Below are 23195 nucleotides of genomic sequence, written 5' to 3'. Positions count from 1 at the left end.
ATAGTCATCTGTATGACTGTGAAGAAAAGACGACCAGCGGCTTAATTATCTCTTGGACTGCTTAACTATCCCTTTAGATCATCGGCAAACCACCCTCCCCAGTCGTAAAGCTGGTATAGTTAAACCATCGACAGAACACCGGTAAGACAGAAAGGAGTGAGACCGATGGCAGCATGGCAAAAATGGTGGGTCACCCTGCTATTTTTAATCCCGGCGCTAATCGCCGGCAGCGGGATCCTGCTATGGTACTTTCAAAGTGAAGCGGCGGCCCAGCTCGCCATAAACTGGCTGGCAACACCGGGAGGCCAGCTCACACTGGTGGTTTTCGCCATCTACCTCATCATCTTAACAGTGGGGACAATCGCTACCGCCATTTTTCGGCCAACTACGGTCAAACAACTGACCATTGTCCGCGATGGTGCCTACCAGGTTAACATCGACCGGGGAGCAGTAGAGAAAAGTCTCCGCCTCTCACTGGCACCGTACGACCTATACAATGCCGCGGCGAGAGTTAAAATGCACCGGCGCCACCGGCAAGCTGACGTCACCATCACGGCGATGCTTTCCCAACGCAGTGACGCCCGGCACTTGCGGGCAAGTCTCCACCACACCATCGCTAACGACTTAAAGCAGCAGTTCAACATTGACCTGCGCAAGCTGCGGGTCAAGCTCACGCCGTACGACCACCAGCAAAAGGTCGCAATTGTCTAGGAGGTGCACGATGAAACTCACGGGAATTTTCGCGGTGGCTGGTTTAATCATCAGTGTCAGCTGGGTCACCTGGGGCTTTCTCCCCATGCTGGCAATCCTGCTCACCACCTTGTTTTTGGCCGCAATTGGCTACGCATTAGACATTCTAGGATACTCGCTCAACCACTTTACACGCAAACTACTGGACAAGTGCGGTAACTAACCGTGCCACAAGGAGGAACTACCATGCCTAACACTAACCAAAGTACGACCGCAACCGTTGACCAACAACTGACTTTCGACGATCAGGTGCTTGAGAAAATCGCGGGAATTACCGCTAGTCGCGTTGACGGCATTATCTCGCTGGACGGAAACGTGTTCAGCGAATTCGCTGATAAGGTAACGGCTGGCACGGATATTACCAAGGGAATCAAGGTTGACGCCGGTGAAAAGCAGGTCGCAATCAAAATGGACGCCACGATTGAATACGGCAAGGCGGCTCCCGAGATTTTCAAAACTACCTGCAAGGAGATTGCCAAGGCAGTCGAGCAAATGACTGGACTGCAATTGGTTAAGTTTGAGCTCCACATCAATGACATCAAGACTAAAGCTGAGCTGAAGGACTCTCAGAAAGCCGGCAAAGTCGCTTAAATAATCAGCAGCATAGCTCAAAATCCTGCCCGAAAGCAGCCCATGGGTCACTTCCGGGCAGGATTTTTTGATTTTAATATTGAGTCAGTGTTCGAAGCCGATAGTAGCGAATATCGCTTTTGCCCGGATAACGGCAGGTCCCGCTATCATTGTATTGGTCCAAGAACTTCATCCGGTCCCGCTCGCTCGAAATCAGCTTGACTGTGAGGTGCCGAGAATGTTCAATCAGGGTCACGTTTTGTTGCGGACCAATTTGCTGGCTCAGGGAATACTTGGCAAGGGGCCGGGCCCGCCGCTGCCGCCAAAGGTTATCATACCCCCGTTTTCCCGCGCCATAGTAGTAAGCGGTGCTCTTAAACACCCGCTGATGGTGCCAGTAACTATGCTTGCCGCCGAAATAGTTGGCGTAGTCGCGGTTTCTCGTACGCACATCGTAATATTCGCTAAGAACCGTTTGCCGGTGCTGATTCTGGTAGCTAAGCTGAATTTTCCGTACGGCCGACGCGTGGAAAATATAAGTGGAATTGCTTAGCACCCCCACCAGGCTTAGAATTCCTACAATAATCAACAGGGCTACACCCAGCTTAACAAACAACTTTTTGTCGCCCAGCCAACTTTGGGGTGACAATAGTTTCAGTTTAGGTTTACCATTAGTGGTTGGAAGTTGGGTCCCGCAATTAGGGCACCGTTTTCGGTCTAACGAACACAAGCGGCCACAGTGAGGACACCTGATTGTTAGCTTATACTGGAGCTGTGCCCCGCACAGGCGGCAAAATTCCGCCTGGTCTGAGTTGATTCCATTACACTTCGGACAAATCTTCATCGCGCCACCCGCTTCCGTAAATTATTTTTAGGAGGAACTCATGCAATTTTTCAATATTCCAGCACTGCTCCCACAGTTTTATCCGTCAATGTTGTACTGGTTTTTTAGTGCTATCATCTTTAACTTATTATACGGCAGCGCCTACCTGCTGCTGTTCAGTCGCCTCAGTCATATCCACTTCCGCTGGTGGTACTTTATCATTGCGGGCTTCCTGTACGCCTTCGCCATCAGCCTGGTCGGCAACCTGCTGGCAATTATTTTGATGCTTATCATCATCTACTATCTTATCATTCACCGGCGGATTTCGTTTAACATTATTGGAATCCAGTATATCTACGCCAATTTTATCCTGCTAATTACTTTCGGTTGCGTTGGCTCGCTGATTACCGCCCTGTACAACGTCGTGGTCGAAGTTCCCGACTACAACTTTGTTTACTATATCCTGGGAACCCCGAAAATCATCGTCTCCTTCCTGGTCGCGTACGGGATTATCGTCGCCACCGAGAAGCTCTTCGCTCGGTATACGGACGTCGTGGCAATCCAGTACCCCATCCTGGCCTGGATTATTAACCTCCTGATGCTGACCTTCCTCTTTTACATGTACCGGGTCAACGGTGGTGGCCACCCTGCTAAGCTCCCGGTAACGATTGCGGTCACGGTTGGTTACGGAGTCGTGGCCCTGCTGGCAATCAAGGCTTTTACCAACTACTACCACTACAAGGCACTGGCCGTCAGCTTGCAGGATGAAGTTGATAACCTGCAATACTACACCAGTCATATTGAGGAAATGTACGATGAAATGCGGCACTTCCGGCATGACTACAAGAACATTCTATACAGCCTAACCGGTAGTCTGGAAAACAATGACGTGGCGGAGGCTAAGAAGGTGCTGAACCAGGTGATTACCCCGTCCGAAAAGGCCGTCACCCAAAAGGAAAGTGTCCTCGGGCAATTGAAGAACGTCCTCAACCTGGACGTTAAGAGCTTGCTCTACAACAAAGTGCTCGGGGCACTGGAAGACAACTTGAACGTCGCGGTTGAAATCAGCGAACCGGTCAAGTTCACTAACACCGTGGCGCCACTGGACCTCATCCGGATTTTATCGAACTTAATGGACAACGCGATTAAGGCCGCCAAGCAGTCGAAGGATAAGAAGGTCAGCGTCGCCCTGTTCGTTAAGAACCACCAGCAGTGGATTGTGATTGGCAACTCCACCCAGGAAAAGGCACTGAACTTACAGCAGCTTTCTAATAGCCACGGCAATCTGGAAAGCAGCCATGGCCTTGGCCTAAAGAATTTACAAATGATTTTGGCCCGTTATCCCCAGGTCCAGCATGAAGTCAGCTCCAACAACTACTGGCTAGAACAAAGCATTATTATTCCGCAGAAGTAGTTGCTGCGGCCGCTTCACTATTATCTAAAAACAGGTCCCCAGTGCTCGGTAGTGCCGAACTCTGGAGACCTGTTTGCTTTTTCTAACGGCTAGTGGGGGAAGTGCTGTAACTCCCCCTCCTCATCCCACCATTTACTTGCCCGTGTTAACCACGGTAAACCGCTCCTGGTGGAACTGCGGCACGAGGATTTCCTTCACGATTACCTCCGCCATCGTCCCGGTGGTTACCTTCGATTCACCCTGACCATTGTAGAGTAATGTATCCTTACCAAGTTGATAGCTGGCCGCCGGCCCCGGCTCAAACGTTGCCGCTGGCGAAATTCCGACCCAGTCGACATCCGTGATTGTTTCTAGGTACTGGAGCTCCTTTAACTGCTGGCGCGGCGTATTGATCCAGCTGGAGGAAGCCGGTATTTTTTCAAGGTCATCCACGAAGAGGTACTCGTCCTCCCCAGTTTGCAGGCTCCCCGCACCCAAGATGAAGATTAGCCGAATCTTATTTTTGCGGGCCAAATTAACCAGCTTTTCGGCCAGCCTGAGGTGCCGGTCCGCGTCTGCCGGATTGGTTCCGAAAGCATCGACAATTACGTCAAACCGTGACAGGAGGCTATCCGTCATCGCGAAAATGTTGCCGCTGAGGAGCTAGACGTCATCCCCCAGGACCTCCTTCGCCTTCTTCTCATGGCGAACAATTCCGATCGGGTTCAGGTCCTGTGTTGCCGCCGCCAGTTTGTAAATCGTGCGCCCGGCCATGCCCGAAGCACCAATTATTCCAACTTTGATCATTAAACGTTACTCCTTATTTTTATAATTATCGTTATATAAATTTTATCATCTAGCGGCTCGATTTCAAAAGAAAAGGCCTTAATAATCGGCTGGCCGCCGAGCCGGAACGCAAAAAAGGAGCGTGACGACGAAGCCATCTAGTGGCTTCCGTCACGCTCCTTTGCCTGTTCTAAGCTAGCGTTTAGTTTTTCTTCCGGTCACGCTTGCCAAGACCAAATAGTCCCAGCAGGCTAGCAGCGGCTAGGCCCGCAATCGCCAGACGATTAGTATCATTACCAGTTTGTGGCAATGTTGCTTTCCGATTGGCAATGTTGCCTTGGCCCGGCAGTTGTGCCCCAGCGAGTTGACCAGCGGATTGGGCAGTCCCATAGGAAAAGAACTACGTAGTCTACAAGTGCATACCATTTATTGGAAAAACGCTCGCTGATAAAAAATACGTAAATTTCGCCACTAGGGTAATTACACGATAAGTATAACCTATACATTTTTGACTAACAACCATCCCGCCTTTGATAGTTCACATAACGAGCATGAAAAAGGCACTGTTTAGCTGACCGCGGCGATAATCAGCACTTCTAACTAAGGTCATTCTATAAACGAACCACCACATTAGCCCAGCAACTACTGGCACGACACCGCCCCTCGTTTTCTTATCATTTTATCATCAACAATTGTGCCCTCCGGCGGGCGAGCCAATGCCAACACTCATCAGCCGAAGTGTCCGTTTCACGTCCTCCATCATTAAAATATTAATTGACATTGATTAGGATTATATTATAATGCATATAATCAAATTGAATGGAGCTTGTAAAATGACAACGTTAGCAACGGTAAAAGCAAACAACGTCTTTTTCTGGTTCTGGAATTCCCATTCCTAGAGCCAGGGCTTTTTGTGACCGCTTCTAGGAGGAAGACATCCGGAAGCTGGTCCAGCTTGATTTGGTAGCCAACCATTAAGAAAACCAGGACTTCCGGGTGTTGTAGAATGCTGCAACACCCGGTTTTGTTTTTAAAGGAGGATTGCCAGAACCATGACCCGACCCTGGATGAAATAATGTCCCTCGCTCCCCTAACATTAACAAAGCTAAGGAGAAGATCGTAACATGAAAGTCAAACTCAAAGAATTAGCGATGGCCACGCTCAACGGTAACGCCAGTGCCATCGTAATCGCGTTAATCCCCAGTGCTCTGCTGTCCCAGCTGCTCCACTTTTGCCCCATCAACCCGGTAACGACCAGTATCTCCTATATGATTACCCTTGCCCAAACCGCCTTCCCCTTCATTGCAGCCTTCGCGGTCGGCATGATCTTGCGGCTTTCAACTTTGCAGGTCGGTTCAATGGCGCTGGCAACTTTTGTGGCTGCCGGGAATGCTAGCCCGCAAAAAGCCGTCTTCCTGCTTAATGGTTCGGGAATCATCCTTAACATCATGCTTACCACCTTTACCGCCTCAATCCTGGTAATCCTCCTCGACCGTTTCCTCGGTCAATTCAAGATTATCTTAGAATCACTGCTGGTCCTCTTAATCGCTGGTGGCCTTAGCCTGTTTACCAAGCCGGTGATGGTCGCAATTCAAACTGCCATCGGCCAGGTTGTTCAGGCGGCAACGACGATGTCCCCACTGCTTATAGGAGTCGTCCTTGGAATGATTTTTGGCGTCCTAATTGTCTCGCCGATTTCTTCCGTTGCGATTGCCATGGCGATTTCGCTCTCGGGAATTGGTTCCGGGGCCGCGAATGCCGGGATTGTCGCCTGCTCCTTCACGCTCGCTTGGATGGGGGCCACCGTTAACCCGCTCGGCGGAACCCTGGCCCACTTTTTTGGTTCGCCTAAAATTCAAATGGCTAATATATTGGAGCGGCCACGACTATTCGTTCCGGTCATCATCGCTTCCGGTGTCGCGGGTTTAGCCGCGGCGCTCCTTCGAATGACCGGGACGCCCTTTTCCGCTGGCTTCGGTTTTGCAGGATTAATCGGCCCGCTCACGGCTTACCAGCATTCGGCGGGCGACCTCCTCTTACTACGCGTTACCCTCGCCTTCGTCGTTGTTCCGGTGGTCAGTGCCTGGCTGATGAACCTGATTTTTGTCAAACACTCTTCCTTCATCCAGCCCGCTGATCTCAAGCTCAGCCTGTAAGGGTTGCTTTGATAAAAATCCCCGTTTACTGAACCAGACGGCGTTTTAGCGCTTTGGGCGCGGCGGATAGCATAATTTAAAAACAAAAACCGAACCACAATTGTGCCAAAATTGATGGTTCGGTTTTGCTATATTATTAGCTCGGACGGTTCCCAAGTTCCCAAAACGCCAGTGCCGAGGCCGCCGCAACGTTCAAGGAATCGACCCCGGTGGTCATGGGAATCTTAATTGTAAAATCACTCTCAGCGATTGTTTGTTCTCTCAACCCCGGACCTTCCGAGCCCAGGATAATGGCCAGCTTGTCGACCTTCGCCAGTTGCGGAGCGTCAATCCGCACGGTGTTGTGGCGCAGTGCCATGGCGGCCGTTTGGTATCCCAACTGATGGAGCAGGTTAATCCCTTCCGTCTGCCAGGTTTGGGCATCGATATAGGTCCAGGGGACTTGAAAAACGGTTCCCATTGCAACCCGCGAAGAGCGCCGGTAAAGGGGGTCGGCGGAGTCGCTGGTGACGATGATCCCATCGATGCCAAGGGCCGCCGCCGAGCGAAAGATTGCCCCGATGTTGGCTGGGTTAACGATTCGTTCAAGGATTGCAATCCGTGGGTGTGCGTGTGGGATTGCAGCCAAAAAGTCATTGAGGGTGGACCGGTGCACACGGTACATTGCGGCCAGCGCACCCCGTAAAAGATTATAACCAGATAGTTGGCGAAGCAAGGTGTTGTTGACAACGTAGATTGGCGTTTGGCCTAGCCCTTCCGTCTGATTTGTCGCCATTTCATGGTCTAGGTCCGCTAGGTCACGATTTAAGAACTTCTCTTCTACCAGCAGGGACGCTGGGCGGTACCCCGCTCGTAAGGCCCGTTCGATCACCTTTGGGCTTTCCGCAATAAATAAACCCGGCTGCGGACCCCGGGCATGAAAAAGCTGGGCCTCAGTGAGCCGCACATACGGGTCCAAGTCAGCACTTTCTAAATCTGTCAGAAAAATCAAGTTATGCATACTGAATTTACCTTTTTACTCAGGATGTGAGAATCCCTAATTTCTTGAATGCCTCAAATTAAATGGACTACATTTAAAATTCTCTTACTTGTCTTTTAAAAAGGGCAGATTGTAAAATTTAAGTTGAACATTTAAGTGGTCAGAAAAACCCATCAAGGTCTTTAATGGTGTTACCTCAACATTCCATTAGCAAAGAAGGAACTTGATGGGCACCACTATTTTATCATTCCAGCACCGCGTTGTCATTGAAACGCTTCATAATGAAGGACGTTCCTTGCGATATATCGCTAACTACTTAGGCTTTAGTAAGACCACGATCTTTAATAAACTTCACCGACTAAATGGTGAGTATCAGGCTGAGCTAGCGCAAACTGACTTTGAACAAAAGGTTAGTCAACGGGGGCGGAAGTCTTCGCTCACTAAAAACCTTAAACACTTGGTCGAGGAAAAGATTCAAGTCCAGAAGTGGTCTCCTGAACAAGTTGCCCATGTGGTTGGGATTGCCTACAAGACGGTTTATAACTGGATTGATCAAAAATGGCTTGATGTGCAGTTATCTGATTTGCCTGATCATGGAATTCGTCGCCATCGCGCTAAAGAAAAGCATGGTACGTTCAGTCACGGCCGCTCAATTGAGGAGCGTCCTCATAAAGTCGAAACTCGCCAGGAATTCGGCCACTTTGAAGCTGATACCGTACTTTCTGGCAAGCGTAAAGGTCAAGCTGTGGCTACTTTTGTGGAGCGTAAGAGTCGCCTGACAATTGTTAAACGGCTCCATGGTCGCGATAGTCAATCCATGACTCAAGCCGTGCTTGAACTAGCTAGTCAACTTCAAGACAAACTCAAGACGCTGACCGTAGATCATGGTAAAGAGTTCGCTAACTACCAGGCAATTGAGCAGCTAACTGGTACTCCGGTTTATTTTGCCCATGCTTATTCACCACATGAACGCGGTAGTAATGAGAACCGTAACCGAGTTTTACGGCGCTTTATTCCCAAAGGCCAAGCTATTGAAGAGCTGAGCAATCGCCAGCTGGTTCAAATTAATTGGTATCTGAATTCCCGGCCACTTAAATGTCTTAACTGGCGCACACTAATCGAGATCTTCCTGCTTAATTTACGTCATTAAATTCGTTCAAGTTATTTCTTGCAATCTGCCATCTAATTAAAAACAATCATCAACAATTAGGAATTCCTGAAAAGCTTTTCTATAACAATAATTACCATTTTGAGTATATCGACAATATTGATTTCCTAAGCAGAATAAACAGTTTAATGAATGCTTCAGAAAAATAGTAACTCCCATTTATCCGGCAATGACGGACTTTTTTATTCCATGATAAGTAAGCAGGTAAGCACCGAATAACAACACGTCTATATTTTCAATTTGAGGTCTCCTATACTGATTACCAGAAATTCAGTTAGGAGACTTTTTATGGAAGAAAAACATGAAATCATTGCACCCAATTTTATTTTAAAGCCATCTTCGATGTCGTCACCAACCCATGCGCCATATAAGCATATTGCGGCGAAGGTGGAGCTTAAAGGGATTCGTTTAACCATCTTAACGACTGGCCGCGATGAAATTTTGGCCTTACTAACTGGCTTACCTTTGGCTTTGAAAACGGGTGCCACAATATCATGCTTCTCTTCCATAAAGAAATCCTCCTGTACTGAATCTTATGCCTTCAGTATAGGAGGATTGGTCGACCGCGCCTAGACGTGTTGTTATTGACTGCTTACGTTATGCCGTGTTTACTCACCACCCTAAAAGACGGGTCCCCCATTTCCTGAGGAACCCGCCTTTAGTGCGATTAACTATTGAATTAATCTTCCTTCTTGCGCTTACCGCCAAGCCCGAGAAGCCCGAGCAACAACATGCCCAAGCCACTAGCGGCTAACAGGGAACCTTGTTCATTCCCGGTTTGTGGCAGCGTCTTGGCTTGTGACTTTGCTGGTTGCCCAACCTTATCAGTGTTAGGCTTCGTCGTCCAACTATACTTTGTCCCCTTTGGCAAAGTGTCTTGGTTGGTGACTACGCTGTTTGGATCAACTTCCGCGTTTTGATCAACCGTTGGCGTGTTGTTATCTGCTGCGCTGTTGACGTAAACCGGCACCGTAACTGTTTCAGAACTACCATCTGGGTAATGAACCGTTACTTCACCAGTTTTGTCGCCGGGCTGCGTTGTGTCTGGCTGCTTACTCCACGTGTACGTTGTGCCATCTGGCAACTCAGAGTTGTTGGCAATCGCGTCCTTCGCTTGGCCATCCGTCAAAGGCGTGTTTTCATTCGTCTTGACCGGGTCCTTAACCGCCGTTGGCGTGTTGTTATCTGCTGCGCTGTTGACGTAAACCGGCACCGTAACTGTTTCAGAACTACCATCTGGGTAATGAACCGTTACTTCACCAGTTTTGTCGCCGGGCTGCGTTGTGTCTGGCTGCTTACTCCACGTGTACGTTGTGCCATCTGGCAACTCAGAGTTGTTGGCAATCGCGTCCTTCGCTTGGCCATCCGTCAAAGGCGTGTTTTCATTCGTCTTGACCGGGTCCTTAACCGCCGTTGGCGTGTTGTTATCTGCTGCGCTGTTGACGTAAACCGGCACCGTAACTGTTTCAGAACTACCATCTGGGTAATGAACCGTTACTTCACCAGTTTTGTCGCCGGGCTGCGTTGTGTCTGGCTGCTTACTCCACGTGTACGTTGTGCCATCTGGCAACTCAGAGTTGTTGGCAATCGCGTCCTTCGCTTGGCCATCCGTCAAAGGCGTGTTTTCATTCGTCTTGACCGGGTCCTTAACCGCCGTTGGCGTGTTGTTATCTGCTGCGCTGTTGACGTAAACCGGCACCGTAACTGTTTCAGAACTACCATCTGGGTAATGAACCGTTACTTCACCAGTTTTGTCGCCGGGCTGCGTTGTGTCTGGCTGCTTACTCCACGTGTACGTTGTGCCATCTGGCAACTCAGAGTTGTTGGCAATCGCGTCCTTCGCTTGGCCATCCGTCAAAGGCGTGTTTTCATTCGTCTTGACCGGGTCCTTAACCGCCGTTGGCGTGTTGTTATCTGCTGCGCTGTTGACGTAAACCGGCACCGTAACTGTTTCAGAACTACCATCTGGGTAATGAACCGTTACTTCACCAGTTTTGTCGCCGGGCTGCGTTGTGTCTGGCTGCTTACTCCACGTGTACGTTGTGCCATCTGGCAACTCAGAGTTGTTGGCAATCGCGTCCTTCGCTTGGCCATCCGTCAAAGGCGTGTTTTCATTCGTCTTGACCGGGTCCTTAACCGCCGTTGGCGTGTTGTTATCTGCTGCGCTGTTGACGTAAACCGGCACCGTAACTGTTTCAGAACTACCATCTGGGTAATGAACCGTTACTTCACCAGTTTTGTCGCCGGGCTGCGTTGTGTCTGGCTGCTTACTCCACGTGTACGTTGTGCCATCTGGCAACTCAGAGTTGTTGGCAATCGCGTCCTTCGCTTGGCCATCCGTCAAAGGCGTGTTTTCATTCGTCTTGACCGGGTCCTTAACCGCCGTTGGCGTGTTGTTATCTGCTGCGCTGTTGACGTAAACCGGCACCGTAACTGTTTCAGAACTACCATCTGGGTAATGAACCGTTACTTCACCAGTTTTGTCGCCGGGCTGCGTTGTGTCTGGCTGCTTACTCCACGTGTACGTTGTGCCATCTGGCAACTCAGAGTTGTTGGCAATCGCGTCCTTCGCTTGGCCATCCGTCAAAGGCGTGTTTTCATTCGTCTTGACCGGGTCCTTAACCGCCGTTGGCGTGTTGTTATCTGCTGCGCTGTTGACGTAAACCGGCACCGTAACTGTTTCAGAACTACCATCTGGGTAATGAACCGTTACTTCACCAGTTTTGTCGCCGGGCTGCGTTGTGTCTGGCTGCTTACTCCACGTGTACGTTGTGCCATCTGGCAACTCAGAGTTGTTGGCAATCGCGTCCTTCGCTTGGCCATCCGTCAAAGGCGTGTTTTCATTCGTCTTGACCGGGTCCTTAACCGCCGTTGGCGTGTTGTTATCTGCTGCGCTGTTGACGTAAACCGGCACCGTAACTGTTTCAGAACTACCATCTGGGTAATGAACCGTTACTTCACCAGTTTTGTCGCCGGGCTGCGTTGTGTCTGGCTGCTTACTCCACGTGTACGTTGTGCCATCTGGCAACTCAGAGTTGTTGGCAATCGCGTCCTTCGCTTGGCCATCCGTCAAAGGCGTGTTTTCATTCGTCTTGACCGGGTCCTTAACCGCCGTTGGCGTGTTGTTATCTGCTGCGCTGTTGACGTAAACCGGCACCGTAACTGTTTCAGAACTACCATCTGGGTAATGAACCGTTACTTCACCAGTTTTGTCGCCGGGCTGCGTTGTGTCTGGCTGCTTACTCCACGTGTACGTTGTGCCATCTGGCAACTCAGAGTTGTTGGCAATCGCGTCCTTCGCTTGGCCATCCGTCAAAGGCGTGTTTTCATTCGTCTTGACCGGGTCCTTAACCGCCGTTGGCGTGTTGTTATCTGCTGCGCTGTTGACGTAAACCGGCACCGTAACTGTTTCAGAACTACCATCTGGGTAATGAACCGTTACTTCACCAGTTTTGTCGCCGGGCTGCGTTGTGTCTGGCTGCTTACTCCACGTGTACGTTGTGCCATCTGGCAACTCAGAGTTGTTGGCAATCGCGTCCTTCGCTTGGCCATCCGTCAAAGGCGTGTTTTCATTCGTCTTGACCGGGTCCTTAACCGCCGTTGGCGTGTTGTTATCTGCTGCGCTGTTGACGTAAACCGGCACCGTAACTGTTTCAGAACTACCATCTGGGTAATGAACCGTTACTTCACCAGTTTTGTCGCCGGGCTGCGTTGTGTCTGGCTGCTTACTCCACGTGTACGTTGTGCCATCTGGCAACTCAGAGTTGTTGGCAATCGCGTCCTTCGCTTGGCCATCCGTCAAAGGCGTGTTTTCATTCGTCTTGACCGGGTCCTTAACCGCCGTTGGCGTGTTGTTATCTGCTGCGCTGTTGACGTAAACCGGCACCGTAACTGTTTCAGAACTACCATCTGGGTAATGAACCGTTACTTCACCAGTTTTGTCGCCGGGCTGCGTTGTGTCTGGCTGCTTACTCCACGTGTACGTTGTGCCATCTGGCAACTCAGAGTTGTTGGCAATCGCGTCCTTCGCTTGGCCATCCGTCAAAGGCGTGTTTTCATTCGTCTTGACCGGGTCCTTAACCGCCGTTGGCGTGTTGTTATCTGCTGCGCTGTTGACGTAAACCGGCACCGTAACTGTTTCAGAACTACCATCTGGGTAATGAACCGTTACTTCACCAGTTTTGTCGCCGGGCTGCGTTGTGTCTGGCTGCTTACTCCACGTGTACGTTGTGCCATCTGGCAACTCAGAGTTGTTGGCAATCGCGTCCTTCGCTTGGCCATCCGTCAAAGGCGTGTTTTCATTCGTCTTGACCGGGTCCTTAACCGCCGTTGGCGTGTTGTTATCTGCTGCGCTGTTGACGTAAACCGGCACCGTAACTGTTTCAGAACTACCATCTGGGTAATGAACCGTTACTTCACCAGTTTTGTCGCCGGGCTGCGTTGTGTCTGGCTGCTTACTCCACGTGTACGTTGTGCCATCTGGCAACTCAGAGTTGTTGGCAATCGCGTCCTTCGCTTGGCCATCCGTCAAAGGCGTGTTTTCATTCGTCTTGACCGGGTCCTTAACCGCCGTTGGCGTGTTGTTATCTGCTGCGCTGTTGACGTAAACCGGCACCGTAACTGTTTCAGAACTACCATCTGGGTAATGAACCGTTACTTCACCAGTTTTGTCGCCGGGCTGCGTTGTGTCTGGCTGCTTACTCCACGTGTACGTTGTGCCATCTGGCAACTCAGAGTTGTTGGCAATCGCGTCCTTCGCTTGGCCATCCGTCAAAGGCGTGTTTTCATTCGTCTTGACAGGGGTCGTAACAGGCTTTGGCGTGTTTGCCTTTACATAAACATAAGCATCGTGGTGCGTCTTTGAGTACGTCCCCGTGACGTCACTGGTAGCAACTTGGTCATAACCTTTTGGCACCGTGTAGGTAAAGTTGTAATTTTTCCCAATGTTGCCATGAATGGTCTGAACTTTATCAACATCAAGTTCTGGCCCATCGGACGGTGCGTAGGAACTGTTGTTAACGCCCGTCACATCAATGAAGTGCAGCCGCATTTCGCTGCCGTCGGGATCGCTGTCCTTGGCGTAGTAGTAAATATAGCTGCCATCGACCTGACCAATTCGGTTGGTGTAAGTATAGAATTTACCATCCGGGGCACCAAAACTCATCTTATCGTTGTAGCTCTCACGCCCCAAGACCTTGCTGGCATCCGTCGATGGTAGACGACTCCCATTATAGTACGCAGTCGCCCGCACGGTCCCATTGGTATCAATCACCGTTTGCTTAATTACGACACTATCCGACAAAGCTAAATCATAAGTTTGCCCAACTTTATATGGCGAAATCGTACCGTCTTCATAAGCTGAGGCTTTATTAGTTGAGGGCAGGAACTCAGGTGAGGATACCAAATGATACCCCGTAACCGTTGGAGCATCACCCTTAACTTTGAAGCCTTGATAACCAAAGCCACTAATTTCCATTGGTTGAACAATGTCTTTTCCAGTTGCTTGGTCCACGTATCTAACCTTGGTCGAAGTTTTCTGTGGGATCGCACTTGCCCAGAAAGCGATTGACTCCGTTTGGGCCGCCTTATCATTTTGATCTAAAGTATTAGAGCCGTACGTAGGGTCCAATAAGCCTTCATCAAAGACCGGTAACAGCCCATAGCCGTCTGTAAGGCGGCCACTTAACTTAACTGAGAAGGAGTCACCATAGTTGTGGAAAATTAAATCATGGGTACTGCCACCGGTCCCAGTATATTGCTCTTTGATGCTTTCCCCGGGCTTAGTCGTCGTCGTGGAATTGTTTTGCGAATAAGTGTGAATCGTGTAGCTGTACAGATTTTTATCACTTGGATCTTGGCCCCGCGCTAACAGGATTACCCGGTGATATTGTTCACTATAATCAACGTACGCCGCAAAGAAATACTTGTCGGGATGGCTGGTAATGATCCCCGGCTTTGAAGTTGTTCCAAAAATCGTATCCAGCGTATAACGAGGATAATTCCAGACCCCCTTGGCCACCGTCTTATCGACCCATGTCTTGCCATCCCTGGTTCCCGTCGCAGTGTGGAGCAGGTAATCGTATAGCAACGGTTGTTCCACTTTGTCATACGTCTGCGTCGTTGTTGGCAACGTCGTGTCAGTCCCACTATTCGTTACGACAGCCAAATTAGTCAACAGCATTGCCGCTTGGGGCGCTGGAAGCGTAGTTTCATCCACCGTCACGGTTTGATCACTTGAAGCCGGTGCACCAGCCGTACTGGTGTTTGAAGTCTGGTTAGCCGATACCGTCCCCGCTTGGTTGGCCGTTGAGGAGGACGCATTGTCCGAGTTCGCCGGCGCTGAGCTCTGACTGGCCGCAGGCGCCGTTACTTGGGTCGCCGAGGTCGTTTGACTGGCGGTCGCAGCAGAGCTGGTCGCACTGGTGGCCTGACTGTTGCTGGCCTGCGATCCATTTGCTACCCCAGTCGCTGACGAACCAGACGAGCCCGAGCCAGCGCTAGTCGCAACTGTGCTTGTGGCCGCGTGGGCAACCGGCGCTTGACTGGCCAGATTATAACCAAAAATCGTAAATCCTAACAGAACGGAAGCCACCCCGATATTCAGCTTTCTTAAGCCAAACCGTTGCTTCTTGCGTAACGTTTGGAATTCCTTATTCATTCATCTAATCCCCTTCCTTTTGAGTAAGCTATCCAAATTGACTTATCATCAAATAATCTTAGTTCATTATACACCCGTTTCGTTATATTTAATAGTTCGCTCAAAAGTAAACACGGCATAACAGACCGTCTTTATTAAAAGCTCACTGAGATATCCTAAAAAAGGATATTTCGGCGAGCTTTTTTTCAATTGGTGATGCAAAATCTTTCCTGAATTTCTGGTGCCCATGGCAAATAGGCTTTCCAATCGGGCTGATCAGTCCATGCAAAGGCTTCTAACAGATATTCTAAGTACTCACGTACCCTGAGTTTATTTAATTTAGCGGTTTGAATGATGCTATACCACATTGCGTTAGCCTTGGCGCCCACTTCACTCTTTGTGAAGAGATAGTTCTTCCGCCCAATTGTAGTTGGCCGGATTTGCTGCTCATCGTGATTATTATCCAATGGCATCTCTCCGTGATCAAAAATTTGGTACACTCGCTGTTTCTGACTTAACGCGTAGTTAATCGCTGTTTTTAATCTGCCAATTGGTTTCTTTATCTTGCTGATGAATTCGTAGAATTCATCTAACAACGGTTTGACTTTTCGCTTTCGTTCCTGAGCTTTTTGGACCGCTGTTGTATAGCTTAGACCATCCTCGGTGTGAAAGACTTTCCCCCAATTTTTCGACTGCCTTTGCAGCTTTAGAGTGCTCTAAGGCTTTTGCTCCTTTGCCAATTTTAACGAGTTCCTTGAATTTACGCATGACATGAATTAAGCAGGCCCCAAGGAATCCATTGGGCAATCTACTTTGTTGATAAGCACTGTGCCCATCACACATCAAACAGCCTTGGTAATCTGGGCCAATAATTTGTGGGATTACTTCGCCTCCACGGGAAGCCGCATAATGGAAGTGGGCAATCATGCCGAGAGTTAGGAATGATTGGAGGAATAAGCACGGTCCAGTTGGCTGTGGCTGTTTGGATTTTAGCCCGTGCAAGCTTGCTGTTCGCAAAAGCTTACCAAATAGTAAAAGAGACTAACCGCAAAGGCTAATCTCTTTTCAAACCCAAAAATCATCCAAATTCACGATTGAGGGTAGTGAAGTAGGAGCTCACTGCTCTCTTTTCGTATATTATGATACTAAAAATAATGCTTAAATTTAAATTATAACTCTAAGTCGTTGCCTTGATGGGATAACGGCTTTTTAGTTTGCACCTTAGGTACAGCAATAATTCTTCGTTGCTTTTTCCGCTCAGTTTCGGCTTCCTTATCCTGCTCTAGTTGTTGCTGGTGGAGCTGAAGCTGATGAATTCGCTTATGCTCTCGTTCAGACTGCGTATTTTCCAATTTCCACGTTGGAATCCGTTTTATTGAGTGAAGCATAGCATCAATTTGTTGGTCACTTGCAATAATCACATCAAATGCCATCATTAGCAACCTTCTTCCTATACAGAATATAATCAAAAATACCACTAACACCAATTAGTACAGCAAACGTGAGTAGTTTCCACCATCTCGGTGTCAAAGACACGCTTAATAGTAAAATAACCATTTCAACCCCAACAACCATAATAAATTTTAGAAAAGTATCAAGAACTATGGACATTTTATCAACGTTTTGCTGACTAACCTTTGCACTCATTCGCGCACTTAAACTAGCTTGCTGAGCATCCTCGCGATCTTGTTTGAATTGCTGATTAACGGTTGATTTAACCACTTCATCAATTGTTTTCCCAGTATCATCTTGGAAATGTTGATATACATCATTAGTAACCTCACTAGTATGATGAGTTATCCCATTTTGTATAGACAAAATAAGATTCCGTAAAGTCGGCACTAAACGATTGTTTACCGTTTGAGTGTAATGCTCTAGGTACTTGCCAGCCTCATTCAAGTCGGCTGCTTTAGCAATACACTCTTGAGTTTTTTGATCAAGATTTTGCTCCCTTAGGTTAATATCAGACTCAAGTCCATCAACCTTCTGTTCAAGGCTATCAACTCGGTCAACTAATCCATCACTATACCCAATTGCTTGAGCATCACTTACTGCTTTGAGTACGTCAGAGTTCTGGTCCCTCAGCTTCTTTTGAACTTCTTCGTTGTTCTTGTCCACTTTGTCGCTGAGTTTTTGGAGCTGGTTGGTTAGACTTTGCAGTTCGTCTGGTTTCACGTTGTTCTTGATTAAGTAGTCGAGTTTTTTGTTTAACTGCTTTTCGCTTCTCGTCATACGTGGCTTTTTCAAGTCGCTGTTGAGCAATTTGGTTAATTCGTCGTTGTCGCTGGATTCGGACTTTAGCATCTGCCGCCATGGTTTTGACTTTTTCGAGTCCGTCGTCTTCTCTTCGTCCATTACTATAACGCTCCTTTTCATTTTCTTTCTTCCTACTTAAAATAATCTTCAATTGCTACTTTCGAGAATGATCGGCCCAGACCTCTAGTCGATTTGATTTCTCCAGTTTGTTTGTTCACCCTTTGGTAAAAGTCCCGCACTTTCAATTCTCTAGTACCCGTCTTAGTTTCAACTATTTGATGATATGTCCAACTTTTGCCTTTTTGTCGTTTTGTGACCGTTACACCATGTTGTTCAAGTTGCTTCAAAAAGTCAGCAATGTTATCAACTTTTACCTTAATTTGGTTAATTAACTCTTTTAGTTGCTGTTGCCACTCAGATTTAGTCGTCAGATTATGTATGTCTTGGCGATTTGATTGGTTATGTATGGGGTTGGTCCACTGACGACCGGTAACTTTCTGATAATTGGTTTGCATTTCTTCATCAAAATCTTTACGAAGTTTTTGAATATTAAACCTGTTTGTAGCTACTGTCTTACCCGATGGCCTGATAGTGTTCATCACGACATGGGCATGTAATTTACCGCCTTCACCGTCGGACTGAATAGCTATTGCGGACTGGCAATCGGCAAAATGCTTACGAACATAATGCTGTACAAGTTGTAATGCTTGTTGTGATTGAGTTTTTAAGTCTGATGTGTCAAATTCCGATGGATCAAAAGAAATAATTATGGTTTGAGCTTGATAGCGGCGCTTCGGATTATGGGCACGTTTTAATACTGTCCTAAATTGTCGTTCAAGGTAGGCACCATTTTGAGTCACCGAAATCCTACCATCATTGTCATGCAACATTTTAATGTTAAAGCCAGTTGCAGCTAAAACACGTTTATCAGTTTTCTGATATGAATGGACAGGTTCATTAAATACATACTTCAGGCGATTGTAACTAGAATGGCAACTGTGTGTCTGCAGGATAGACATGCGTTTCATCGTCCCTTTTTTCTAATCCAACTTCAACCTTAAAATCAGCAATTTTCTTTTTGAGAACTGACAAATATCGTGAATCTTCAAATAGTCGTGATGAAATCCATTTCCAAAGATCTGTGTCTGTTAGGTCTTCGTCTTCTTTAGCTGCTGTATTCATTACTTTAGCTATTTGGTTAAGATTATTGCCCATTTGCGTTACCGACATCATGATAGCTTCTAGTTGCGACTGAATATCACTAAACTGGCTTTGTAAGATGCTCAACTGAGATGATGTTTTAGTGTCCGTAATACCCATTAGTGCTTCAACCAGCGGTAAACGACCTTCATCAGATAGTTTGGTTACCAGCTCTGTCACCATATCAGTATTACCTTTCTTCCATTCTTCCTTAGCTTTCTTTAGCATCATCTCATCCTTGATCATCCGGCGAACTGTTTTAGAATTGTTTTCTTCACCCAACATCTTCTTCACTTCATCAAAGTCTGACAGTTCATCTTCATCTAAACGGCTCTGAATTAATTTATCTCGTACCGGCTTCATAGTGCAATGACCCCTCCTCATGTTTGCCGTCCCGGCAAAAGAAATTTTCAGCCTTCGGTTGCTACCGACAACGGCTGACTAAATTTCAAAATTCGTCGGGTTAGTTCCTGCTTAGCATTAATTGGTCTATACCAATTTATCAACTATATTATATACTAAGCAGTACCTAACTTGCAAGCAATTAAAAACGTATGATAACAAAAGTTTGTCATACATTTTATAGCTTGGCGGGGAGCCTGCACGCTCTCCCTGCACCCTGTCGTTGTATCGTCTGCTCCATTCAAAACGGTGAGTACCTTGAGATTAACATTCAAGGTCACCTTTTGAGATTCCCCAGCCGATTTACTTATAACTTCACTATAAGTAACAACAGTGACCAAACTGACTGCTCCGTTTGGATTTCAGCATTTCTTTTTGTGGCAACAAACAGAAGCAAAAAATTCCCCACTTATCAAATGACGATAAGTAGGACAATAGTCACTATCTTGAATTGACCACGATAGCAAGTCACTTACTTTTCAATAAAAGTAAGCAAAATATCTAAACAGTCTCTATAAAATAGCGTTTGGTACCTAATTAGAACCATAAGATACCTTTCGACTACTATTTTGGTAGGAAAGAGTTATAAAAAAATAGAAAAGGCTTTTTCAGCCTCTCCTATTTTTCTCTCAATATCTATACTGATAACATTCAATACGCCGATTGCCTTTCACCAGCACGACTAATGATTCATCGGTTAATTTCAATTAACACTTCCTCAGTTAAACGTTCCATGTTCACTTATTCTTGAGGAAGTCTAATATTGCTTGATCTTCATTTAAACTCCGATCTAAAATTTCAGAAAAATTATTATGAACCTCATTATCGGTATCAGCGGCCTTAATCACAATACTGCCATCATGGGAATCAAAAGTCACATTAATTTTGTCATCCACTTTTAGCCCTGCTGCATTCATAATATCCTTACTAATTCGTACCGCACCAGAATTACCTGATTTAAAAATTTTAGTTGGTGACTTAATAACCATTATTAAGACTCCTTATTGTGCCAATTTAGCAACTATTATTAACAGCTAAATATCTTACTATAATTTAGAATAGGATAAACAATCTAAGAACAATATCATAAATAAAAAGGGCGCTTATTAGGCACCCCAACTACCGGTACGGTTTAAGTAACCAACTGAAACCATTTTGCACACCGGCATCATAATCCTGATACGTACATTATAACATGTTTCTTTTATGATACAATATTTAAGCACACTGTTGAATCTAACCAATTCACAAGTTAGTGCAAAAGGGAGGTGTCCCAATTGCATTGGTGCATTATAGTCCTGATCGTGCCAAATAGGCTCGTTAAGCAAGCTTTCTGTTCTTTGAAAAAAGAATTTAAGTTTGCAATCAAAAAGGTTGTTAACTACCTTCTTAATTGGCTCTTGAAGTAACATTCAATCCAATTAATTATGGTAATCAATAACTATTTCAGCGGTGACTTCGGTCGTCGCTGTTTTTTTATTTTGCACCTATTTTGAATTATCAGTACAAAAATACCTTAAATTCATTCATGTCATACCTTTCTTTAGTAATAGACTGTTTATTTCTCAAATTGGTCTAAATTCACTGCCCAAACACACAAAAATATCACGTTAAAACGTTGATATATCAACCTATATGACCTCTTGTATTTTCTCTCAAACACACAGAACACAATTTTTAATTCTGTGTGTTTATTTATGTGTTTGAAACAGTAATTCAGAACATTTCAGAAGTAAGCAGTCAATAACAACACGTCTATGAATTATTCAATGTGCCTTCTATACTGAGACTATCCCAGTGTAGGAGGCATTTTTGATGGAAGAAAAATCTGAAATTATTACCCCAGTTTTTAAAAGTAAGGATACCTTTAATAAAAGCAAACGCATGGCCTCGCGGCCCGCAGTAAAAATGGAAGTTAATGATATAAGATTAACTGCTTTCCGCGGAGCTAATCCTAATTTGGTAAGTGAAATAGCTAAGGTGATTGTTCGTTATGCTCATTGATTGGACGGTCCCGGATTATGTCTATCTGGTATGCGGTAAAACGGATTTAAGAAAAGGCATTGATGGTTTAGCAATGGTTATCGCTGAGAACTATGGACTTGAGCTATACAATAATTCTTTATTTCTTTTCTGTGGAAGTAGAAATGATCGGTTCAAAGGATTATTTTGGGATGGTGAAGGATTTATCCTTTTGTACAAACGCTTTGAAAATGGCCGACTTAAGTGGCCCAGGTACAGTCAGGAGGCAAAACAACTATCCAGCAGACAAGTTAAGTGGTTATTAGCAGGACTTAATCCGCTTCCGGTAAAGCAAATTAAGCCTGCCAAACCCGGTAGTTTTTATTAGATCACTCCTTTTTAAAATGATGGTTCTTTGGTATAATATCAAGGACATCAAAGGAGGTGACGCACGATGACTGATTCAGCCGAGAAGAGAATTAAACAGTTAGAAGAACAGTTGGCAGAAGCAAATAAGAAAATTGCCCAATTAATGGCAATTATTAAGCTTCAACAGAATCAAATGTTTGGGAAAAAAACTGAAGTTATTGATAAAGTAGCTGAGGGCCAACAATCACTTTTTAATGACCAAATCTTAAATCAGCTACAAGACAGCGATGTATCAATCACTGAAGTGATTGAACAAATACCAAGGAAAGTAGTGCGTCACCGCAAGCCCAAGGCAAGTGGTCAACGGACTACTTTTTTGAATAATTTGCCTCAAATTAATCATGTTATTCACCTTGAAAGTAACCTTTGTCCAGATTGTCATCAAGAAATGAAACTAATTGGAAAACATCTGTATAGTCGTGAACCAAAACTAAAGCCAGCAGAACTTTTATGTGTAAACTACTATCAGGAAAGTTATCGCTGTAAAACGTGCCACCGTCGTGGTGGCGATAAAATTGTTAGTAGTAAGATGCCACAGAGTCTCTTACCGCATAGTTATTTTTCCAGCTCAATTTTAGCGAAAGTGGCGGAATATAAGTTTAACTTGGCGTTACCATTTCATCGCCAAATTAAGCTCTGGCAAGCCTTAGGTTTGCCAGTCAAAGGGCGCCAATTAGCAACTAATATTATCAAAGTAAGTCAAACTTATTTAGAGCCCCTATATCAACGGCTACTTAATCTAACTAAGCAAGAGGCGGTTATTCATATGGATGAAACACCGTTTAAAGTAATCGATGAGCGTAATGAAACCAGCTACTTCTGGGTAACTAGAACTACCGAAGAGTTTAGTAAGCATCAAATTGCGTTGTTTCATTATTTTAATACTCGTTCGGGTAAAATAATCGGTAAGCTTATGGGGCACAATTACAATGGAGTTATTATGTGCGACGGCTATGGTGGTTATAGTAATCGACTATATCCTAGGGCAAAGTTTGGTTCATGCCTGGTTCACATTCGTCGTGAGTTTTACCGAATAACACGGCTACTGAAAAAGGAGCAGTTGAAGCATTCCAAGGCTTATCAAGTGCTAAAATTGATGCGTCCGATTTTTTATTACGAAAATCGGTTAAAGTATCATAATCAAATTGAAAAGCTTCAACAACGAAAGTTGTTGGTTAAGCCTTTAGTAGACCAACTGTATGATTATCTGGAAGAAATTAACTTTCCCCAGGGTCAATTAAAAGCAGCCATTAATAATGCCTTGAAACTTAAAAAGCGAGTATATCGAATCTTTGAAAATGGACAAATTCCATTGACCAATAATCCGGTGGAACAAACAATCAGACCATCAACTCTGATTCGTAAAAATAGTTTATTCGCTAAAAGTATTGATGGTGCACAAGCCAGTGCAGTTTACTACAGCTTAACTGCCACTGCAAAATTAAATCATTTGAATATCTATAAGTATTTTAAATACTTATTTGATCACCTACCAAACCGCGAGGACGAAGGCCTCGAGGCTTATTTGCCATGGGCAAAACAAGTACAAAGAAATTGTCATGAATAAACAAGAAGGCGTCCAAGACTAGATCAAAAAGATTCGGCCTTGGACGCCTTTTTGTCAATACGTATCAATAACGACTGCTTACTTTCAGAACCATTCACTTTACTTCTTAAGTGTACA

The 23195-nt window shown here is 46.0% G+C and carries 21 protein-coding genes and 2 pseudogenes; 10 read left to right on the top strand and 13 right to left on the bottom strand.

The window, feature by feature from the left end; translation table 11 throughout:
- The first annotated feature begins 165 nt into the window (after positions 1–165).
- The 3 genes from amaP to N4599_RS07745 are packed head-to-tail and all read left to right on the top strand — an operon-like array spanning position 166 to position 1341.
- Positions 166–711 carry an alkaline shock response membrane anchor protein AmaP gene (gene amaP, locus N4599_RS07755; RefSeq protein ID WP_194176849.1) on the top strand — a complete coding sequence of 182 codons (546 nt, stop codon included), beginning with the start codon at positions 166–168 and terminating at the stop codon, positions 709–711.
- Positions 712–721: 10 nt separating this feature from the next.
- Positions 722–913, top strand: a complete 192-nt coding sequence (locus N4599_RS07750; protein WP_062812687.1) for a hypothetical protein — start codon at positions 722–724, stop codon at positions 911–913.
- A gap of 23 nt (positions 914–936) precedes the next feature.
- Complete coding sequence (locus N4599_RS07745; RefSeq protein ID WP_062812686.1) at positions 937–1341, top strand: Asp23/Gls24 family envelope stress response protein; 405 nt, start codon at positions 937–939, stop codon at positions 1339–1341.
- Between the two features lie 73 nt (positions 1342–1414).
- On the opposite strand, the gene N4599_RS07740 is transcribed toward N4599_RS07745, so the two are convergent.
- Positions 1415–1909, bottom strand: a complete 495-nt coding sequence (locus N4599_RS07740) for a hypothetical protein (RefSeq protein ID WP_260902541.1) — start codon at positions 1907–1909, stop codon at positions 1415–1417.
- Positions 1910–2071: 162 nt separating this feature from the next.
- Positions 2072–2164 (bottom strand): annotated as a pseudogene (locus N4599_RS07735) (serine/threonine protein phosphatase); the annotation flags it as partial.
- 40 nt (positions 2165–2204) lie between these two features.
- On the opposite strand from N4599_RS07735, the gene N4599_RS07730 reads away from it, so the two are divergent.
- Entirely contained in the window at positions 2205–3557 is a 1353-nt protein-coding gene (locus N4599_RS07730; protein ID WP_260898872.1) for a sensor histidine kinase, read from the top strand.
- A gap of 132 nt (positions 3558–3689) precedes the next feature.
- Here N4599_RS07730 and N4599_RS07725 read toward each other — a convergent pair.
- Both N4599_RS07725 and N4599_RS07720 read right to left on the bottom strand, forming a co-directional pair.
- Positions 3690–4343: pseudogene (locus N4599_RS07725) on the bottom strand (NAD(P)-dependent oxidoreductase).
- 181 nt (positions 4344–4524) lie between these two features.
- Complete coding sequence (locus N4599_RS07720; protein ID WP_260898870.1) at positions 4525–4632, bottom strand: LPXTG cell wall anchor domain-containing protein; 108 nt, start codon at positions 4630–4632, stop codon at positions 4525–4527.
- Between the two features lie 814 nt (positions 4633–5446).
- Here N4599_RS07720 and N4599_RS07715 point away from each other — a divergent pair.
- Positions 5447–6478: a PTS sugar transporter subunit IIC gene (locus tag N4599_RS07715; protein WP_260898868.1), complete on the top strand. Its 1032-nt coding sequence runs from the start codon at positions 5447–5449 to the stop codon at positions 6476–6478.
- 136 nt (positions 6479–6614) lie between these two features.
- Here the strand turns inward: N4599_RS07715 and N4599_RS07710 are convergent, their stop codons facing one another.
- Positions 6615–7478, bottom strand: coding sequence for a TrmH family RNA methyltransferase (locus N4599_RS07710; RefSeq protein ID WP_260898866.1), 864 nt, complete (start codon positions 7476–7478; stop codon positions 6615–6617).
- A gap of 205 nt (positions 7479–7683) precedes the next feature.
- On the opposite strand from N4599_RS07710, the gene N4599_RS07705 reads away from it, so the two are divergent.
- Together N4599_RS07705 and N4599_RS07700 are read left to right on the top strand one after the other, a co-directional pair.
- Positions 7684–8607, top strand: coding sequence for an IS30 family transposase (locus N4599_RS07705; protein ID WP_260898864.1), 924 nt, complete (start codon positions 7684–7686; stop codon positions 8605–8607).
- A 306-nt stretch (positions 8608–8913) separates the two neighbouring features.
- On the top strand, positions 8914–9198 hold the full coding sequence (locus N4599_RS07700) for a hypothetical protein (protein ID WP_260898861.1): 285 nt from the start codon (positions 8914–8916) through the stop codon (positions 9196–9198).
- 106 nt (positions 9199–9304) lie between these two features.
- Here the strand turns inward: N4599_RS07700 and N4599_RS07695 are convergent, their stop codons facing one another.
- The 8 genes from N4599_RS07695 to N4599_RS07660 all read right to left on the bottom strand — a co-directional run bounded on the left by N4599_RS07695 (position 9305) and on the right by N4599_RS07660 (position 20109).
- The gene (locus tag N4599_RS07695; RefSeq protein WP_260898858.1) at positions 9305–15283 is read right to left on the bottom strand and encodes a Rib/alpha-like domain-containing protein; all 5979 of its coding nucleotides are present in this window, start codon (positions 15281–15283) and stop codon (positions 9305–9307) included.
- 185 nt (positions 15284–15468) lie between these two features.
- On the bottom strand, positions 15469–15966 hold the full coding sequence (locus N4599_RS07690; RefSeq protein WP_260902517.1) for an IS66 family transposase: 498 nt from the start codon (positions 15964–15966) through the stop codon (positions 15469–15471).
- Positions 15848–16189: an IS66 family transposase gene (locus N4599_RS07685; protein ID WP_003672423.1), complete on the bottom strand. Its 342-nt coding sequence runs from the start codon at positions 16187–16189 to the stop codon at positions 15848–15850. The genes N4599_RS07690 and N4599_RS07685 overlap by 119 nt, the downstream gene beginning before the upstream one ends.
- Positions 16190–16431: 242 nt before the next feature.
- Positions 16432–16698 carry a histidine kinase gene (locus N4599_RS07680; protein WP_260898857.1) on the bottom strand — a complete coding sequence of 89 codons (267 nt, stop codon included), beginning with the start codon at positions 16696–16698 and terminating at the stop codon, positions 16432–16434.
- On the bottom strand, positions 16685–17617 hold the full coding sequence (locus N4599_RS07675; protein ID WP_260898855.1) for an AAA family ATPase: 933 nt from the start codon (positions 17615–17617) through the stop codon (positions 16685–16687). Before N4599_RS07675 ends, N4599_RS07680 begins: the two co-directional genes overlap by 14 nt.
- Positions 17618–17649: 32 nt before the next feature.
- Positions 17650–18546, bottom strand: a complete 897-nt coding sequence (locus tag N4599_RS07670; protein WP_260898853.1) for a relaxase/mobilization nuclease domain-containing protein — start codon at positions 18544–18546, stop codon at positions 17650–17652.
- Positions 18503–19081 (bottom strand): plasmid mobilization relaxosome protein MobC, encoded by a 579-nt coding sequence (locus tag N4599_RS07665; RefSeq protein ID WP_260898851.1) that lies wholly within the window; start codon positions 19079–19081, stop codon positions 18503–18505. Before N4599_RS07665 ends, N4599_RS07670 begins: the two co-directional genes overlap by 44 nt.
- A gap of 776 nt (positions 19082–19857) precedes the next feature.
- Complete coding sequence (locus tag N4599_RS07660; RefSeq protein ID WP_260898849.1) at positions 19858–20109, bottom strand: AbrB/MazE/SpoVT family DNA-binding domain-containing protein; 252 nt, start codon at positions 20107–20109, stop codon at positions 19858–19860.
- An 826-nt stretch (positions 20110–20935) separates the two neighbouring features.
- Here N4599_RS07660 and N4599_RS07655 point away from each other — a divergent pair.
- From N4599_RS07655 to tnpC, 3 genes are all read left to right on the top strand, one after another.
- Positions 20936–21124, top strand: a complete 189-nt coding sequence (locus N4599_RS07655; protein ID WP_260898847.1) for a hypothetical protein — start codon at positions 20936–20938, stop codon at positions 21122–21124.
- On the top strand, positions 21114–21470 hold the full coding sequence (gene tnpB / locus N4599_RS07650; protein ID WP_260898845.1) for an IS66 family insertion sequence element accessory protein TnpB: 357 nt from the start codon (positions 21114–21116) through the stop codon (positions 21468–21470). Before N4599_RS07655 ends, tnpB begins: the two co-directional genes overlap by 11 nt.
- 66 nt (positions 21471–21536) lie before the next feature.
- Positions 21537–23078 carry an IS66 family transposase gene (gene tnpC, locus N4599_RS07645; protein WP_260898843.1) on the top strand — a complete coding sequence of 514 codons (1542 nt, stop codon included), beginning with the start codon at positions 21537–21539 and terminating at the stop codon, positions 23076–23078.
- Positions 23079–23195: the final 117 nt, after the last annotated feature.

The organism is Limosilactobacillus oris (genome assembly GCF_025311495.1).
GTDB lineage: Bacteria > Bacillota > Bacilli > Lactobacillales > Lactobacillaceae > Limosilactobacillus > Limosilactobacillus oris_A.
This window is presented reverse-complemented; position numbering and strand designations above follow the sequence as displayed.

Coding starts and splice junctions, on each gene's coding strand:
- amaP (WP_194176849.1), top strand. CDS start 166: ATGGCAGCATGGCAAAAATGGTGGGTCACCCTGCTATTTTTAATCCCG.
- N4599_RS07750 (WP_062812687.1), top strand. CDS start 722: ATGAAACTCACGGGAATTTTCGCGGTGGCTGGTTTAATCATCAGTGTC.
- N4599_RS07745 (WP_062812686.1), top strand. CDS start 937: ATGCCTAACACTAACCAAAGTACGACCGCAACCGTTGACCAACAACTG.
- N4599_RS07730 (WP_260898872.1), top strand. CDS start 2,205: ATGCAATTTTTCAATATTCCAGCACTGCTCCCACAGTTTTATCCGTCA.
- N4599_RS07715 (WP_260898868.1), top strand. CDS start 5,447: ATGAAAGTCAAACTCAAAGAATTAGCGATGGCCACGCTCAACGGTAAC.
- N4599_RS07710 (WP_260898866.1), bottom strand. CDS start 7,478: ATGCATAACTTGATTTTTCTGACAGATTTAGAAAGTGCTGACTTGGAC.
- N4599_RS07705 (WP_260898864.1), top strand. CDS start 7,684: ATGGGCACCACTATTTTATCATTCCAGCACCGCGTTGTCATTGAAACG.
- N4599_RS07700 (WP_260898861.1), top strand. CDS start 8,914: ATGGAAGAAAAACATGAAATCATTGCACCCAATTTTATTTTAAAGCCA.
- N4599_RS07695 (WP_260898858.1), bottom strand. CDS start 15,283: ATGAATAAGGAATTCCAAACGTTACGCAAGAAGCAACGGTTTGGCTTA.
- N4599_RS07685 (WP_003672423.1), bottom strand. CDS start 16,189: ATGATTGCCCACTTCCATTATGCGGCTTCCCGTGGAGGCGAAGTAATC.
- N4599_RS07680 (WP_260898857.1), bottom strand. CDS start 16,698: ATGATGGCATTTGATGTGATTATTGCAAGTGACCAACAAATTGATGCT.
- N4599_RS07675 (WP_260898855.1), bottom strand. CDS start 17,617: ATGGACGAAGAGAAGACGACGGACTCGAAAAAGTCAAAACCATGGCGG.
- N4599_RS07670 (WP_260898853.1), bottom strand. CDS start 18,546: ATGAAACGCATGTCTATCCTGCAGACACACAGTTGCCATTCTAGTTAC.
- N4599_RS07665 (WP_260898851.1), bottom strand. CDS start 19,081: ATGAAGCCGGTACGAGATAAATTAATTCAGAGCCGTTTAGATGAAGAT.
- N4599_RS07660 (WP_260898849.1), bottom strand. CDS start 20,109: ATGGTTATTAAGTCACCAACTAAAATTTTTAAATCAGGTAATTCTGGT.
- N4599_RS07655 (WP_260898847.1), top strand. CDS start 20,936: ATGGAAGAAAAATCTGAAATTATTACCCCAGTTTTTAAAAGTAAGGAT.
- tnpB (WP_260898845.1), top strand. CDS start 21,114: ATGCTCATTGATTGGACGGTCCCGGATTATGTCTATCTGGTATGCGGT.
- tnpC (WP_260898843.1), top strand. CDS start 21,537: ATGACTGATTCAGCCGAGAAGAGAATTAAACAGTTAGAAGAACAGTTG.